13 protein-coding genes are annotated in these 16,193 nt (G+C 71.3%); 4 read left to right on the forward strand and 9 right to left on the reverse strand.

The window, feature by feature from the left end; genetic code table 11:
- Positions 1 to 60: 60 nt before the first annotated feature.
- The 3 genes from ACH5AF_RS12130 to ACH5AF_RS12140 form a co-directional block, all read right to left on the reverse strand.
- Positions 61 to 1,431 carry a wax ester/triacylglycerol synthase family O-acyltransferase gene (locus ACH5AF_RS12130; RefSeq protein ID WP_398901493.1) on the reverse strand — a complete coding sequence of 457 codons (1,371 nt, stop codon included), beginning with the start codon at positions 1,429 to 1,431 and terminating at the stop codon, positions 61 to 63.
- Positions 1,432 to 1,533: 102 nt separating this feature from the next.
- Positions 1,534 to 3,609, reverse strand: a complete 2,076-nt coding sequence (locus tag ACH5AF_RS12135) for a SpoIIE family protein phosphatase (protein WP_398901494.1) — start codon at positions 3,607 to 3,609, stop codon at positions 1,534 to 1,536.
- 54 nt (positions 3,610 to 3,663) lie between these two features.
- A complete protein-coding gene (locus tag ACH5AF_RS12140) occupies positions 3,664 to 4,650 on the reverse strand; it encodes a DUF6777 domain-containing protein (protein ID WP_398901495.1) in 987 nt (328 codons plus the stop codon).
- A 387-nt stretch (positions 4,651 to 5,037) separates the two neighbouring features.
- On the opposite strand from ACH5AF_RS12140, the gene ACH5AF_RS12145 reads away from it, so the two are divergent.
- The 3 genes from ACH5AF_RS12145 to ACH5AF_RS12155 all read left to right on the forward strand — a co-directional run bounded on the left by ACH5AF_RS12145 (position 5,038) and on the right by ACH5AF_RS12155 (position 8,083).
- Entirely contained in the window at positions 5,038 to 5,880 is an 843-nt protein-coding gene (locus ACH5AF_RS12145; RefSeq protein WP_398901496.1) for a YndJ family protein, read from the forward strand.
- Entirely contained in the window at positions 5,877 to 6,434 is a 558-nt protein-coding gene (locus ACH5AF_RS12150; protein WP_398901497.1) for a DUF1990 family protein, read from the forward strand. The genes ACH5AF_RS12145 and ACH5AF_RS12150 overlap by 4 nt, the downstream gene beginning before the upstream one ends.
- Before the next feature lie 242 nt (positions 6,435 to 6,676).
- On the forward strand, positions 6,677 to 8,083 hold the full coding sequence (locus tag ACH5AF_RS12155) for a lipase maturation factor family protein (protein ID WP_398901498.1): 1,407 nt from the start codon (positions 6,677 to 6,679) through the stop codon (positions 8,081 to 8,083).
- 119 nt (positions 8,084 to 8,202) lie between these two features.
- Here the strand turns inward: ACH5AF_RS12155 and ACH5AF_RS12160 are convergent, their stop codons facing one another.
- Both ACH5AF_RS12160 and ACH5AF_RS12165 read right to left on the reverse strand, forming a co-directional pair.
- Positions 8,203 to 8,373, reverse strand: a complete 171-nt coding sequence (locus tag ACH5AF_RS12160) for a hypothetical protein (RefSeq protein ID WP_215187325.1) — start codon at positions 8,371 to 8,373, stop codon at positions 8,203 to 8,205.
- Between the two features lie 297 nt (positions 8,374 to 8,670).
- Positions 8,671 to 10,134, reverse strand: a complete 1,464-nt coding sequence (locus ACH5AF_RS12165) for an SDR family NAD(P)-dependent oxidoreductase (protein WP_398901499.1) — start codon at positions 10,132 to 10,134, stop codon at positions 8,671 to 8,673.
- Positions 10,135 to 11,070: 936 nt separating this feature from the next.
- On the opposite strand from ACH5AF_RS12165, the gene ACH5AF_RS12170 reads away from it, so the two are divergent.
- Complete coding sequence (locus ACH5AF_RS12170; RefSeq protein ID WP_398901500.1) at positions 11,071 to 12,108, forward strand: DMT family transporter; 1,038 nt, start codon at positions 11,071 to 11,073, stop codon at positions 12,106 to 12,108.
- Here ACH5AF_RS12170 and ACH5AF_RS12175 read toward each other — a convergent pair.
- The 4 genes from ACH5AF_RS12175 to ACH5AF_RS12190 form a co-directional block, all read right to left on the reverse strand.
- Positions 11,989 to 13,254, reverse strand: a complete 1,266-nt coding sequence (locus tag ACH5AF_RS12175; protein ID WP_398901502.1) for a peptidoglycan DD-metalloendopeptidase family protein — start codon at positions 13,252 to 13,254, stop codon at positions 11,989 to 11,991. The genes ACH5AF_RS12170 and ACH5AF_RS12175 overlap by 120 nt on opposite strands.
- 159 nt (positions 13,255 to 13,413) lie before the next feature.
- Entirely contained in the window at positions 13,414 to 14,403 is a 990-nt protein-coding gene (locus tag ACH5AF_RS12180) for a zinc-dependent alcohol dehydrogenase family protein (RefSeq protein WP_398901503.1), read from the reverse strand.
- Positions 14,400 to 15,278 (reverse strand): carbohydrate ABC transporter permease, encoded by an 879-nt coding sequence (locus ACH5AF_RS12185; RefSeq protein ID WP_398901504.1) that lies wholly within the window; start codon positions 15,276 to 15,278, stop codon positions 14,400 to 14,402. Before ACH5AF_RS12185 ends, ACH5AF_RS12180 begins: the two co-directional genes overlap by 4 nt.
- Positions 15,275 to 16,165 carry a carbohydrate ABC transporter permease gene (locus tag ACH5AF_RS12190; RefSeq protein WP_398901894.1) on the reverse strand — a complete coding sequence of 297 codons (891 nt, stop codon included), beginning with the start codon at positions 16,163 to 16,165 and terminating at the stop codon, positions 15,275 to 15,277. The genes ACH5AF_RS12185 and ACH5AF_RS12190 overlap by 4 nt, the downstream gene beginning before the upstream one ends.
- Positions 16,166 to 16,193 lie beyond the last annotated feature (28 nt).

Genomic DNA, 16,193 nt, shown 5'->3' on the forward strand with positions numbered 1-16,193 from the left:
GCAGCTGAGAAGGCAGGACGACGAGGTCGGAGGCGAGTCCGGCACGGGCGGCGGCCTCATCTATCGCGAGGCGTCCTCGTTCGCCCCCTGTCCGCCGACGAGGGCGAGCAGCTCGTCGAGTTCCTCCCGCGCCGCATCCGCCAGGCGGTCGAGGTCGGGCAGGGCCTTGCCGTCGGCGACGAGCCCGATGTGCACCTGGCGGCCGTACGTCGACATGGCCACCGCCAGGGACTGGCCGCGGGCGAGCGGCGCCATCGGGTAGATCTCGCGCAGGGGGCAGCCGCCGAGGGACAGGGCCGAGCGGGGCAGCGGCACGCTGGTGACGAGGACGTCGAAGAGCATCCGGGCCGCACCGCCCGCCAGCGGGGCGCCGAAACGGTGGGCCAGCGGCGGCAACTGATCGGCCAGCAGCGCGACGGCGCCGGCGCCGCGCGCCGGGCCCGCGGCCTTGTTGTGGTCCATGGCCTTCCGGACGGAGGCGAGGCGCAGCCAGGGGTCGGGTTCGGCGACAGGCAGTTGGAGCAGGTACGCGGACAGCTTGTTGCCCGCGCCGGGGGGACTGCCGGGGCGGCGGCGCGAGACCGGTACCAGGGCACGAGGGCCCGCGGCAGGCAGCCGTTCGCCGCGCCCGTGCATCCAGCGCCGGAGCGCGCCGGCGACGACGGCGAGCAGGACGTCGTTGGCGGTACCGCCCATGGCCCGGCGCACCTGCTGCACATCGTCCAGGGGCAGCACGGCGGTGCCCAGCCGGCGGGTGCCGCTCGGGGCCGCGGTCAGGGCGGGCAGTCCGCGGGGGTCTAGCCGGCTGGCCCGTACGACGGAGGCACCGACGCCGACCGCGCGACCCAGTTCCTCGATACGGCCCTGGGCGAAGTCCGCGAAACTGCGCGGCCCGGCGAGCCAGGAGCGCGGGGGCAGGGGGCGGGCGCGGCGGGCACCGGTGCGGCGGACGTCGGCGATCTCGTCGAAGATGCCCGCGCCGATGGCGACGGCGCGCATACCGTCGGCGAGGGCGTGGTGGAGCTTGACGAGGACGGCGAAGCGATCGTCGCGGGCGCCGCGCAGGAGGTACATCTCCCACGGCGGCAGACCGCGTTCGAGCGGACGTTCCATCAGCTCACCGGCCGCGGCCGTGACCTCCGCGGTGAAATCGTCCCCGGTCAGGCCCACTTCGCGGACATGGCGGCGTACGTCGAAGTCCTTGGCGGTGCTCCAGGCCGCTCCGCCGACGGGCAGCAGGACGTCGCGCACCCGCATCCTCAGCCGGGGGATGGCGGCGGCGCGGCTCGCCAGCAGATCGATGACGCCCGCGGCGTCCGCGCCGCCGGGCGGGGAGTCGAAGAGCGCGAGAGCGCCCAGGTGCATGGGGTGACCGGCGGATTCCAGATGCCAGAACGCCAGGTCCAGCGGGGCGAGAAGCTCAGAGCTCAAGTGATCCTCATGTCTTCCGGAGGCCGGGAGTCGCAGTCAACCGCTTTCGTTCGGTTACGGTCAAGTACGATCGGTTCACGGACAGTTAACAGTCGTCCAACCTCAGAGTCCGAGCCTGTCCGGAATGAGGAACTCGCACCACACGCACTTCCCGCTCCCCCGCGACTCCACGCCCCACGACTCGGACAGCCGGTCAATCAGCAACAGGCCCCGCCCGGAGACCCCCGACTCCCCGGCGTCCCGCCTGCGCGGCAGCGCACTGGAGCCGTCCTCGACGTCGACCCTCAGCCGCCGTTCGCTGCCCGAGAGCACCCGTACGGTCACGAAGGCCCCGCCGTCCGTGTGCAACAGCGCGTTGGTGATCAACTCGTCGGCGGCCAGCTCCACCTCGTCCACCCGCTCCCGGGCCCCCCAGGCCAGCACGGCGGCCCTGACCATGTGCCGCGCCGAGCGCAGCGCCTCCGGGTCGTTCTGTCCGACGTGCTGCTGGAGGCGGCCGCCCGCCTGGTGCGGGAGCGCGCCGCTGCGCCGCAGCAACAGCAGGAGGGCCACGTCGTCGTCCCCGGCACGCTCGTCGACGACCTCGCACATCCGGTCGGCGAGCGACTGGAGGTCGCGCGGCCCGTCGCGCACCAGGGCGGTCAGGAACTGCATGCCGTCGTCGAGGTCGGCACCGGGCTGCTCGATCAGTCCGTCGGTGTAGAGCAGCAGCGTCTGCCCCGCGTCCAGTTCGACGGTGCTCACCGGGTATTCGAGCCGGCCGAACTCGGCCGAGAGCCCGAGCGGCAACCCGCCCGGCACCGGCACTCTGCGGCAGCTGCCGTCCTCGTTCCTGATCAGCGGATCCACATGGCCCGCGCGCACCATCTGCACCACGCCGGTGGACAGGTCAACCTCCGCGTAGGTGCAGGTGGCGAACCGGCCGGTGTCGAGCTCGTGGAGGAAGAGCGAGGCACGGGCCATCACCGTGGCGGGCGGGTGCCCCTCGGCCGCGTAGGCCCGCAGCACGATACGGAGCTGCCCCATCACGGTGGCCGCGTGCGTGTCGTGGCCCTGTACGTCGCCGATGACGGCGCCGACCCGGCCGCCGGGCAGCGCGATGATGTCGTACCAGTCGCCGCCGATGTCCCGGCCGAGGCGGGCGGAGCGGTAGCGCACCGCGATCTGCGCGCCGGGCACCTCGGGAATGCGGCGGGGCAGCATCGCCTGCTGGAGCCCCTCGGCGAGGTCGTGCTCCTGCTCGTACAGCATGGCGCGCTGGAGGCTCTGCGCGATGCTGCTGCCGAGGGCGACCAGAAGGTTGCGGTCCTCCAGCGTGAAACCGGTCTTGTCCCGGTACAGCAGCCCGAGGGCCCCGATGGGCCGGGCCTGGGCGATGAGCGGGAGATAGGCGGCGGCGGAGATGCCGAGGCCCTTGATGTGCGGCCACAGCAAGGGGTACGACTCGGCGAAGTCCTCCTTGGACTCGATGAACCGGGGAGTCAGCGTGCGCACCACTTCGCTCATCGGGTACTGCTCGTCGACGCGGGTGTAGCGGGTGCCCGGCACGAAGGCGTCCTCCGGGCCCTCGGCGACCAGATGGATCCGTCCGGATTCGAGCAGGCCCATCACAAGACTGGTCGCGCCGAGGAGTTTCAGGCCGTGCGACCCCTTCAGCAGTTCGATGACGTCCTGGACGGTGCGGGCGTGGGCGAGCGCGGCCGTCGTGGACTCCACGACGCTGGTCTGGCGGCGGCGTTCCACGTCCACCTCGACGCGTGCGCTGGAGTCGGCGAGTTCCTGGGTGGCGTCCCGCACGATGCCGATGATGCGTACGGGGCGGCCGGTCTCGTCCCGCCGCACACACGCCTGCGTGTGCGTCCAGCGCAGCGTTCCGTCACGGCAGCGGATGCGGAAGTACGCGCCGTAGCGGTCGTTCCCGCGCTTGAGTGCCTGCGCCACCAAGGAGTCCAGCCGGACGGCCTCGTCCGGCGGCACCCGTACGGCCAGGCTCGCCGGGTGGCCGTCGTACTCGTCCGGGTGCAGATCGAACACGTCGAGGCCGGGCTCGTCCATGTGCATGAGACCGCTGGTGAGGTCCCAGTCGAAGGAACCCATGCGGTTGAGCGTCAGACTTGTGTCCGCGTGCGCCGGCCAGTCGTCGGGGAGCGACAGGGCACTTGCTGCCCGATCAGCCATGGAGCCACTCTGCCATCATTCATCGCATTCCACGACCGGATCCGGCGGGCTCGTTCAGCCCTGGAAGCCGTCCGGCCCCCCGGTCGCCGCCGCAGGCGGCACCGGGTCCGGCTCGACCGGTGCCTGCGGCTCCGGATCCGGGACGGGGGGGTCGGCCGGCAGCGGTTCGACCTCGTCCTGCGGCGGCTCGTAGGGGAGGTCCGCGGCGGGCGGGTCGCCCGGGTCATAGGGCAGGGGCTGGTCCGGCAGGGGCTGGTCCGGTAGAGGCTGGTCGGGCTGGGGAGCCGGGGCCTGGGGCACGGGGGCCTGTCGCGGCGGGGACTGAGGCGCCGGGACCTGGGGCGCCGGGGGGCCGTCGGGCCCGGTGGCCGGGGCAGCCGTGCCCGAGGCGTCGCCCTGCCGCATGGCACCGGAGGACTCGGTACGCGCGAGGTCCGAGAACACCTCGTCGGGGTCGACGGGTGGCAGCACCCCGGGGCGGGCGTCCTCCTCCCCATCGGTGCCGGAGGGCCGCTCGATCCAGGTGCTGTCGGCGATGTTGACGATCAGGAGGTTGTTCACGACCTGGGCGGCCGGCTTGATCACGAGGACGCGGTCGCTCCGGTGGCCCGCCCACGCCGTGCCCTCGACCACCACCGGGCGCCTCACGGCCACGGGCGGCTTCAGCGGATTGCCACCGGCGCAGCGCACCCGGGGAGCGCCGTACTCGTCCACGAGCACAGCGGTCCCGGCCTGGAGGACGGCCTGGAAGGCGGCGGCTTCGCCGTCACGGAAGCCATGGCCGGTGATGCGGGTGTCGGCACGGAGGACGACGGGGGTGAGCCCGCGCAGGAACGGGGCGATGTCCTGCTGGTCGATGCCGGCGCCCTTGGCAAAAGCCCGGACCTTGTCCTTGTCCTTGTCCTTGTCCTTGCCTTTGCCCTTGTCTCTGGCTGTGTCCAAGCCCGCGCCGTCCGCGCCGAGGTGGCGGACCAGGGCCTCGACGTCACAGCTCGCGGTCTCCTGGGCTCCTCCGTACAGACCAGGGGTCGAGCCCAGCATCGTGCGCAGGCTCGTACCTCCGCCCGCCGGGCTCTTGGGAGCCGGCGCGACGGGCGGCGGCGCGAAGGGGGCCGGGGCTGACGCGGTCGACGCCGTGAAGGGATCCGGGCCCCTGGCCGCGAGGGGCTGGAGGAGCACGTCCGCCGAGTCCGCCGCGCGGCTTTCGCCGCCGCATCCGGCGACCAACGGCCCCACGCACAATGCGGCGACCGCCGCGACCAGACCATGCATCGGTGAGCGCACCAAATTCTCCCGTCTTCTGCAAATCCGAGATGTCCCTCCTGTTCTGACGGACAGACAGACAAGGCGCGACTTGAACGCGTTCAGTTCAACGACTAGCCTTCACCCCAATGAATTGAACGTGTTCAATCCAGGAATGGCTGCCTGATGTCCGCACTGGTCAACATGATCGTGATGCTCGGAATGCTCTTCGTGGTGCCCGCGGGACTCCGTCTGGTCGACCCGGTCGGGCTCGCGTCCATTCGGCGGACATGGCCGGTGTTCGCGGTGGCGGGTTCCGTCGCCCTGTGGCTTCCGCGCGGTGCGGCCGCCGTCGCACTCGCCGCCGTCTACGGCGTGGGCACACTGCTCCTGGCCGCCCAGGCCCCGCGCCGGCTGGTGCGTACGCGGTCACTCGCCCCCGCCGAGTTCGCGGTGCTCACCGCACTGGTGACACCTGCGGTCGCGGGCGTCGCACTGGTCGCCGAGCGGGCCGGTCACGAGCTGTTCGGCTTCACGCTGCCGATCCTGGCCCTGACCGTGCCCCACTTCCACTTCGCGGGCTTCGCGGCGGCACTCGTCGCGGGGCTGGTGTGCGAAGCGGCGGGCGCGGCCGGCCGTCTCAGCCGGTTCGCGGCCCTGAGCGTGCCGGTCGGGAACGTGCTCGTCCTGGGCGGGTACTTCATGGGCGACTGGGCCGAGCTGTTCGGCGCAGTGGTGCTGACCGCCGGTATGTGGGCGGTCGCAGGGCTGACCTGGCGCGACGTCCGCGGCGGCGAGCGGGACCGCGGCACGCGGGCGCTGCTCGGCGTCTCGGCGACCGTACTGGTGGCGACGATGCTGCTCGCACTGAGCTGGGCCGTCGGCGAAGCCGCCGACCTGCCGCACCCCGACCTGACGTGGATGGCGGCCACCCATGGCCTCGGCAATGCGCTGGGCTTCGCCCTCTGCTCGGTGCTGGCCTGGCAACGACTGCGACGACAGCGACAACTGAAGGAGAGTGCCGTATGAACCGCCCGATGAACCGCTCGCAGTACATGCGAGGCTCGTTCACCTACCCGGAGACGGGCGCCACCCGGCACGGTCCGCTGCCGGACGGTTACCACCATCTGCACCACACCACCCGCGTCGGCCGCGGCCGCTCAGCATTCGAGCAAGCCGGGGCCGCGGTGACCGGCTGGGACATGCACCGCAGGTCCGGAGCCCGAGTACGGGCCACCGCCGCACGGGCCGAGGCCGGGGTGCGGGTGCAGGTGTCACTGGGTGCCGGGCCGCTGCGGGTGGCCGCTCCGTGCGAGGTGGTCTGGGCGGCGTATGACAAGGACCGGACGGGCTTCGCGTACGGGACGCTGACCGGCCACCCGGAGCGGGGCGAGGAGTCGTTCGTGGTCGACATCCGCGAGGACGGCTCGGTGTGGTTCACGGTCCAGGCCTTCAGCCGGCCCGCTGCCTGGTACGCCCGGCTCGCCGGGCCGCTCGTGCCCGTGGCGCAGCGGCTGTACGCCCGGCGGCTCGGCCACACGCTGCGGCGGATCGCCGCCGGCGCCGGGCGGCCGTCCGACTGACCGGGAGGACCGGAGCCGACCGCCCGGGACCGTCGCCCCACTCACCGGCAGGACCCGGACAGCCGTCCGACCGGGCAGGACCGGAGACCAGCCAGCCCAGGGCGCCCGCCAACCGACCCGGCACAACCGCAGCCCACCCATCCCGGACGCCGCCCAACCGGCCCGGCACAACCGCAGCCCACCCGCACCGGCGCGGCAGGCCGACTGATCGGCGGGGCCGGAGCTGCCCGATACTGGGAGGGATGGAGTGGTTCGGCGACGATGCCTACTGGCTGAGCCGGCTGGTCTTCCAGCGGGCTCTGGCCGCCGTGTACCTGGTCGCCTTCCTGTCCGCGGCGCTGCAGTTCCGTGCGCTGATCGGCGAGCGGGGAATGCTCCCGGTACCGGCGTTCCTGCGCCAGGTGCCCGCCCGGGACACGCCGAGCCTGTTCCGGCTGCACTACAGCGACCGCTTCTTCGCCCTCGTCGCCTGGACCGGCGTCCTGCTCTCGGCGGCCCTGATCGCCGGGGCGGCCGACGATGTTCCGCTCGGTGCCGCGATGGCGTGGTGGGCGGTTCTGTGGGCGCTCTATCTGTCGATCGTCAACGTCGGCCAGACCTGGTACAGCTTTGGCTGGGAGTCGCTGCTGCTGGAGACCGGATTCCTCGCGATCTGGCTCGGCAACGAGCGCACCGCGCCGCCGGTCGTCGTGCTGTGGCTGCTGCGCTGGACGCTGTTCCGGGTGGAGTTCGGCGCCGGGCTGATCAAACTGCGCGGCGACCGGTGCTGGCGCGAGCTGACATGCCTGTACTACCACCATGAGACCCAGCCGATGCCCGGCCCGCTGAGCTGGTACTTCCACCATCTGCCGAGGCCCGCGCACCGGGTCGAGGCGGGCGCCAACCATGTGGTGCAGCTGCTGGTGCCCGTCCTGTTGTTCACCCCGCAGCCGGTCGCGAGCATCGCCGCGGCGCTGATCGTGGTGACACAGCTGTGGCTGGTGCTGTCGGGCAACTTCGCCTGGTTGAACTGGGTGACGATCGTGCTCGCCCTGCCCGCCGTCGACGGCTCGCTGATCGTCGACGGGCCCGAACTGCCGGACGCGCCGCTGTGGTACGCGGTCGTGGTGCTCACCGTGTCCGCCGGGCTGCTGGCTCTGAGCTACCGGCCCGTGCGCAACTTGTTCTCACGGCATCAGGCCATGAACCGCTCCTACGACCCGTTCCATCTCGTCAATTCCTACGGGGCGTTCGGGACGGTGGGCCGGGTGCGTTACGAGATCGTGGTCGAGGGCACGGACGAGCGCGTGGCCCACGCGGGCACGGTGTGGCGCGAGTACGGCTTCAGGGGCAAACCGGGCGACGTCCGCAGGCTGCCGCGTCAGTTCGCGCCGTACCATCTGCGGCTCGACTGGCTGATGTGGTTCGCCGCGCTGTCCCCCGCGTACGCCCAGTCATGGTTCCTGCCGTTCGTGGAGCGGCTGCTGGAGGGCGACCGGGACACGCTGCGCCTGCTGGCCCGCAATCCCTTCCCGGACGCCCCGCCCGCACAGGTGCGCGCGAGGCTGTACCACTACCGGTTCACGACCCGGCAGGAACGGCGGCAGACGGGGGCGTGGTGGCACCGGACCGCCGTACGGGACTTCCTGGCGCCCATGAGGCTGCACTGAACGACGGGCCCGCGGCCGCCTCGTCGGCGTGCGGGGAGCAACCCTGGTGTGCGGCAGGAGCCGTGAGCAGCCCCGTGCCCCCTGCCGGGCGGGCGGGGGGCACGGGTGCAAAGCGCAGATCAGTCGATGCCAGGAAGGATGTGCGGCTCGGCCAGGTCTTCCTCGTAGCCGGCGAGCCGGATCGGGGCCGAACGGGCCCAGACCTCGAGGTTGCGAATCTCTTCGGCCTTGCCGGGCCGTTCGCCGCCGTCCTCCGACGGCCGCTTCTCGTGCTTCACATCTGGTGTCACCGCGCACTCCTCTGTGTCGCGTATGTGGGACAGGGCAGTTGGGTCGCGGTGGCGCCGTCAACTCTGGCGGGACCGCGGCCCGGTTGAAGACCTGTCCCAGGAGGGCCGAAGGGGATTGGTAGGTCCCTTGGAGGCCGTCCATTCACCCCAGGGTAACCAAATGAGCGGACCTCCGCTCGATGGGGCCAATAATGCGGCTCAATTCACGCCAACGACCCCCTCCAGATGGACAACGGCCGGTGCACCTGCTGGTGCACCGGCCGAAAGGGGTGACGCTATGGGCGAATTACGCATTTCCTACCAGTTGGCGGGGCCGTAATCCTTGAGGAAGCAGCCGAACAGGTCCTCGCCGCTCTCGCCGCGCACGATCGGGTCGTACACGCGGGCGGCTCCGTCGACGAGGTCGAGCGGGGCGTGGAAGCCCTCTTCCGCCAGGCGCATCTTGTCCGGGTGCGGGCGCTCGTCGGTGATCCAGCCGGTGTCCACGGCGGTCATCAGGATGCCGTCGCTCTCGAACATCTCCTGCGCGCTGGTGCGCGTGAGCATGTTGAGCGCGGCCTTGGCCATATTGGTGTGCGGGTGGCCCGCCCCCTTGTAGCCGCGGCTGAAGACGCCCTCCATGGCGGAGACGTTCACGACGTACTTGCGCCGGCCCCGGGCTGCCGCCATCGCCGGGCGAAGCCTGCTGATCAGGATGAACGGCGCGGTCGAGTTGCACAGTTGGACCTCGAGCAGCTCGACCGGGTCGACCTCGGAGACCGTCTGGATCCAGCTGTTGCTGTCGTGCAGATCGGGGACGAGGCCGCCGGCGTCGATGGCGGTACCGGCCGCGATGCGCTCCAGGGACGCGGAGCCGCTGACGAGCGCGAGGTCGGTGACCTCCTGGGCGCTCAGGCCCTCGCCGCGGGACGAGGGCAGGGCGGCGACGGAGTCCACGGCGCCGCTGCCGAACGTGCCGATGACCTGGGCGGGCGGCAGCTCGCCCGCCGGCAGCGGGGCCGACTCGGCGACCACGAGCTCGCGGTACGCCTGTGGCGAGCGGCGCACGGTCTGGGCGGCGTTGTTGATCAGGATGTCGAGCGGGCCCTCGGCGGCGACCGAGTCGGCAAGGGCGACGACCTGCGCCGGATCGCGCAGATCGATGCCGACGATCTTGAGCCGGTGGATCCACTCGTCGCTGTCCGGCATGGCCTTGAAGCGGCGGATGGCGTCATTGGGGAAACGCGTGGTGATCGTGGTGTGGGCGCCGTCGCGGAGCAACCGCAGCGCGATGTACATGCCGATCTTGGCTCGGCCACCGGTGAGCAGGGCCCGCTTGCCGGTCAGGTCGGTGCGGGCGTCGCGGCGGGCACGGTTCTCGGCGGCGCACTTCTGGCACAGCTGGTGGTAGAAGGCGTCGACCTCGATGTAGCGGGTCTTGCAGATGTAGCAGGACCGGGGGCGCTGGAGTATGCCCGCGATCTCCCCCACGACGGACGAGGAGGGCAGCAGCCCCTGCGTCTCGTCGTCGATGCGCTCGGCGGAACCGGTGGCGGTGGCCTCGGTGACGGACCTGTCGTGCGCGGTCTTGGCGGCGCGGCGCTCCTGCCGGCGGCGCTGCTTGACCGTCCGGTAGACGCCGGCGGTGGCGCGGCGCACCGCGATGGCATCCGGGTGGTCGATGTCGAGCTTGTCGAGCTCTTCGAGCACGCTCAGGCAGACGGCCAGACGCTCGGGGTCGATGCCCGGTCCGTATACCGGGCTGTCCTCTGTGACGGTCATGGCCTGTGTTGTTCCTCGATCACTCGAATGCCGGAGTTTCAAAAGCGCGATTTTACCGAGCGATGGGGTGCCCGCCAAATGACGGGCGTCACCTCCGGACGGTGCGGTCGGGCGGCGCGCTGATGCGCCCAGTGATCCAGGTCGGCCACCGCACTGCCCGTGGGCGTGGTGGCCACGAACGGACTGGCCGATTCCGTGCGCTGGCCGACGGGGCCGATTGGTCTGGACATGTGAGGAGAGACACCACATCACCGCAACCGCTTGCATCAGACGGCATACGGGCCCTTGGACTGACGGCGAGTGGTGGGCAGTGTGCCCGGCGGCGCTGGAGGCCGTTCGTCGGCCGCGGGCGGGCGGATCCGTTTTCCGCCAGGTTTCACCATCCGCACACAGATCCCCCGCATTGCACCCCACTATGTGATCCGACAAGGCCACCGACCACTCGGAAAATGGGGGGGTAGGGCATGCCGGATGGGGGTCCGGCATGCCCTACCGGGATTCCGGCACCCGGTCGAGCGCCTCCGGCCGCCCGGTGCGCCGCGCCCGTGGAGTCAGCTCCCGTCCGGCTCCGGATCCGGCGAGAGCCGAGCCGGCGTTGCCCAACCACCCGTACCGGACCGCCGTATCTCCCCCACGCATACCTGACCACCCGCACCCGACCGTGGAAAATCCGGTGACGCCGTGCGTGATCACCGTAAGGATGTCCCGGTGCCCGGCGGTGGACGACGCCGGTGCCACTGCCGCGCGCGCGGCGGTGACGCACATCGGATACTGGGGATGAACCCGCGCGCCGAGCGGGTCGGCGGTCCCCCCGATCCGCCCGCGCCCCCGTCGGAAGGGGGACGTCGGAGGTCATCCCGTACTACGTCAGCAGTACGGACAAGTGCCTGCTCAAGAACGACGACGTACCGGCAGAAGGGGGACAGGGTGGTCATCATGAGTTCCCTCGCGCTGTCCGTGTTCCTGTCGCTGGTCTCCGCGGTCGCCTACGCGGCCGGGGCGATCCTCCAGGAGCACGTGGCGACCACCACGCCGTCCCGCCCGTACGCGCCGCTCAACCAAGTCCGTTGGTGGGTCGCCGTGCTGCTCAACAGCGTGGGCGCGGTGCTCCACGTCGTGGCGCTGGCGTACGGGCCGCTCAGTGTCGTGCAGCCGCTCGGCGCGCTCACCATCGTCTTCGCGCTGCCCATGGCGGCGCTGTTCGTACGGCGCGGGGCAGGGCCGACGGCCTGGCGCGGCGCGATCATGGCGACCGCAGGGCTCGCCGGGCTCCTCGCGCTGACCGGCGGCTCCGCCTCGCAGTCACTGGGCGGCGTGGAGCGCGCGGTGCTCGCCGCGGTGACGCTCGGCGCGGTGGCCCTGCTCTTCCTGGGCGCCCAAGGGGTGCGCCGGCCGATCGTGCGCAGCGTCCTGCTGGCCGGTGCGGCGGGCGTCGCCTTCGGTATCGCCTCGGTGTTCACCAAGACCGTCGCCGTCGACTGGGACTGGAGCGCGCCGCTGACGCAGTGGCCGAGCCTGCTCGTCGTGGCCGTGCTCGCGGCCGGCGGGCTGCTGCTGTCCCAGGCGTCGTATCGCGGGGCCGGCCTCGCGGCCCCGCTCGCCACCGTCACCGTGGTCAACCCCGTGGTGGCCGCGGCGGTCGGGATCACGCTCTTCGGCGAGGACTTCCGGTACGGGGCGGCGGGCACGGTGCTGGCGCTCGGATGTGGTGTCGTGGCCGCGGGCGGGCTCGTCCTGCTGACGATCGAGCGGCTGGGCAACGGCGTGCGCCCCCGAGACCGCCACGTGCGCCGGGAGCGTTCAGAGGGACGTGCGACCTTGTCGGGAGATCGCGTCGTTCCCCCGCGCGCCGGATCAGATCGACACGCCGCCGGCCCTGAGATAGGCGAGGGGATCGATGTCGGACCCGTATCCCGGTCCGGTGCGGATCTCGAAGTGCAGATGCGGTCCGGTGCTGTTGCCGGTGGATCCTGAGCGGGCTATCCGCTGGCCCGGCGTCACCTGCTGGCCGGTGCGCACGGTGAGCGCGGACAGATGCGCGTACTGGCTGTACCGGCCGTCGCGGTGGCGGATGACGATCTCGTAGCCGTACGCGCCGCCCCAGCCGGCCGACACGACCGTGCCCGCGGCCACGGCCTTCACCGATGTCCCGGTGGGCACGGGGAAGTCGACGCCCGTGTGATACCCGCTCGACCAGGAGGAGCCCGCCTTGCGGTAGGCGGTCGACGGCCCGGCGGTCACGGGTGCGCTCAAGCCGGCGTGCCGCTCGGGCAGGGACTGGTCATTGGCCTGCCTGTCGGGCTGGGGCTTGGGCTTGGTCTTCTGCTGTTCCGGCCGAGGCGTGGCCTGCTGCTGAGGCTTCTGCTGCTGGGGCTTCGTCTGCTGCCTGGGCTCGGCCTGCGGTTTCGGTGCCTGCTGCCGGGGCGCCGGCGGCTCGGCGGCGGGCGCTGTGCGCTCCTTCGGAGGAGAGGCGGGAGCGGCCGCCGTGGCGCGCAGGACCAGCCGCTGGCCGGGGAAGATCAGGTCCGGGTCGTCGCCGACCACGGCGCGGTTGTCCGCGTACAGCCGCTGCCATCCGCCCCTGACCCGCTCCTTCTCCGCGATGCCGGACAAGGAGTCACCGCGGGCGACCGTGTATCCCTCCCGCTGCGTCGGCACGGTCGTGGGCGACGCGGCGCGCTCGGAGGTCAGCGCCCGCTTCGGCTCGGCGTGCGCGGCCGGCGCGATGGCAGGTGCGTCCCCGCCCCGGGTGAGCCGGGCACGCTCCGAGCAGGTGGGCCTGGCGCGCTCGCCCTGCCCTTGGAGAACCTTCTCGGCGATGGCGATCTGCTGGCCCTCGGTGGCGAGGTCGGCGCGCGCGGCGTACCGGGTGCCGCCGTAGGCCTCCCAGGTGGCCTGGGTGAACCGGAGCCCGCCGTCATGACCATTGCCGGTGTTGATCTGCCAATTGCTCGTGGACTCGCAGGCCGCGGCCTTCTCCCGGATATCGACGGATGCCGCGTGGGCCGATCCCGCGCCGATCAGGGGAAGCGCCATGCCGGCGCCGCCGGCGGTGACGGTGAGCGATGCGCGGTTGATGCGACTCGGCTGATATCGACGGTGCCGACCGGTTCCGGCCATGGTGTGCTCCCCCACTACATGTAGGTCGCGCATGCAGGTCATGCCGCAGGCGGCCAACGTAGGGGCGTAATACGGAGCGTGACAAGGTTTCAGAACGAGAGTGTCCGGAATGCTTCCCCGGCCCGGGTGGGCGACACCCCGCCGGGGCCGGGCCGCCGCTTACGGCTCCACCACGATCTTGCGGCCGTGACCCGCCGCGAACCGCTCGACGGCCTGCGGGTACTGCTCCAGCGGCAGTCGGTCGCTGATGAACACCGACGGGTCGAGCACGCCGGTCGCGAAAAGTGCGGCCGCCCGCTCGTAGCTGTGAAGAACGGCCATGGAGCCGGTGATGGTGATCTCCTGGTTGTAGATCCGGTACGGCTCGATCACCGCCGTCGTCGCGTAGTCGGCGACGCCGAACTGGAGGAAGGTGCCGCCCTTGGCGACGCGGCCGAGGCCGTCCTGGATGGCCTTGGCGTTGCCGGTGGCGTCGATGACGACGTCCCAGCCGCCGGGGCGCTCCAGTTCGTCCGCGGAGGCGGCCGTACGGGAACAGCCGAGGAGCCCGGCGGTGGCGAGGCGGTCGGGGTTGACGTCGAGGACGTCGACGCCGGCGGCGCCGGTGCGCTTGGCGAGCTCCAGCATCATCAGGCCCATGGTGCCGGAGCCGTAGATCAGGACCTCGGCACCGAGCGTGCCGCTGAGCACGTCGTAGCCGCGTACGGCGCAGGACAACGGCTCGATGAGGGCGGCGTCCTTCACATCGATGTGGTCGGGCAGTTTCACGCAGTTCGCCACGGGTGCGACGGCGTACTCGGCCGCACCGCCGGGAACGGTGACGCCGATGGCGGCCCAGCGATCGCAGAGGTTGCCGCGCCCGCTGCGGCAGTAGCGGCACTCGTGGCAGTGCAGCGACGGATCGACCGCGACCAGGTCTCCTACAGCCAGTTCCCTGACGTCCGTGCCGACACCGACGACCTCGCCCGCGAACTCGTGGCCCGGCACGATCGGCAGGGTGGGCGCGAACTCGCCCTGCAGGATGTGCAGATCGGTGCCGCACAGGCCGCACGACGCGACGGATACGACGACGTCGCGGGGCCCGGGGGTGGGGTCGGGCACGGTCGTGACGGTGACCTTGCCAGGTGCTTCGACGATCGCTGCCCTCATTTGACGGCTCCAAGAGACAGGCCCTGGACGAGCTTGTCCTGGGCGGCGTAGCCGGCGGCGAGCACCGGCAGGGACACGACGACGGACGCGGCGCACAGCTGGGCGAGGAAGAGGCCCTGGCTGGTGACGAATCCGGTCAGATACACAGGTGCGGTCTGGGCGACGACGCCGGTGAGCACCCGTGCGAACAGCAGCTCGTTCCAGCTGAAGATGAAGCAGATCAGCGCGGTGGCGGCGATGCCGGGCCCGGCGACGGGGGCGACGACCCGGGCCAGAATGGTGGGCAGCCGGGCGCCGTCGACCTGGGCGGCCTCGATGATGGAGACCGGGACATCGGCGAGGAACGACTGCATCATCCACACCGCGATCGGCAGGTTCATCGAGGTGTAGAGGATGACGAGGAGCAAGATGTTGTCCAGCATCCCGGTGTTCTTCGCGAACAGGTAGACGGGAAGCAGTCCGGCGACGACCGGCAGCATCTTGGTGGACAGGAAGAAGAACATCACGTCGGTCCACTTGCGCACCCGCCGGATGGACAGCGCGTAGGCGGCGGGCAGCGCGAGCACCAGCACGAGCGCGGTCGAGAGCAGGGACGCGGACATCGAGTTGACCAGCGGCGGCCACGGAGTGGGTCCGCCGCCGCCCCCGAAGAACTCGCGGTAGCCGTCGAGGGTGAGCGAGGCGGCGAACGAGGGCGGGTTGGTGGCCGCGTCCGCCTCCGAGTGGAAGGAGGTGAGCAGCATCCACAGGGCGGGCAGACAGAACGCGATGCCGGCGATCCAGGCGACGAGGCCGAGGGCTGCGGAGCGCCGGCGGGCCTTGCGAGCCGCGGGCGGCAGCGCCTGGTGGGAGGGTCGGACGGTGGCGGTGCTCATGCTCGGGTCGCCTCCTCACGGAAGAGGGACGAGACCACCCGGAGTGCGAAGGTCGCGATGACGATGGTGCCGATCACGACGACGACTCCCGCGGCGGACGCCAGTCCGTACTCGTGGGCCTGGTAGAAGGTCTGGTAGATCGTGTAGGGGAGGTTGGCGGTGCCGAGCCCGCCGGAGGTGAGGGTGAACACGGCGTCGAAGTTCTGCACGATGTACACCGAGCCGAGCAGAATGCCCAGTTCGAGGTAGCGGCGCAGATGCGGCAGGGTCAGGTAGCGGAAGGTCTGCCAGGAGTTCGCACCGTCGAGCCGGGCGGCCTCCATCATCTCCGCGGGCCTGCTCTGCAGTCCGGCGAGCAGGATCAGCATCATGAACGGTGTCCACTGCCACACCAGGGCCGCTTCGACGGCGAACAGCGGCATCTCGGATATCCAGTCGGGCTGGGCCGGTGCGTCGATGCCGACGAGCCCGGCGGCCCAGGTGAGGGCACCGTTGAACAGCCCGTATTCGGGGTTGTAGAGGGCGTGCTTCCACAGCAGGGCCGCGGAGACGGGCACCAGCAGGAACGGGGTGATGAGCAGGGTGCGCACGATGCCGCGGCCGAAGAAGGTGCGGTCGAGCAGCAGGGCGAGGAGCAGTCCGAGGACCACGCTCGCGATGACGACACTCGCGGTCAGCAGCACGGTGGTCAGCACCGAGTCGCGCATCGAGGCGTCCGTGAACACGGAGGCGTAGTTACTCAGGCCCGTGAAGGCGCGTTCGTCGGGGGCGAGGGAGTTCCAGTCGAAGAGGGAGATCACCAGTGTGGCCACGAAGGGCAGCTGGGTGACCGTGATCAGGAACACGAGGGCGGGCAGGAGCGGAGCCCTGGTGGCCCAGGCACGCATCCGGTCGCTGCGGCCGGCCGTGCGCGGC

The sequence above is a fragment of the Streptomyces sp. NPDC018833 genome (assembly GCF_044390825.1).
Lineage (GTDB): Bacteria > Actinomycetota > Actinomycetes > Streptomycetales > Streptomycetaceae > Streptomyces.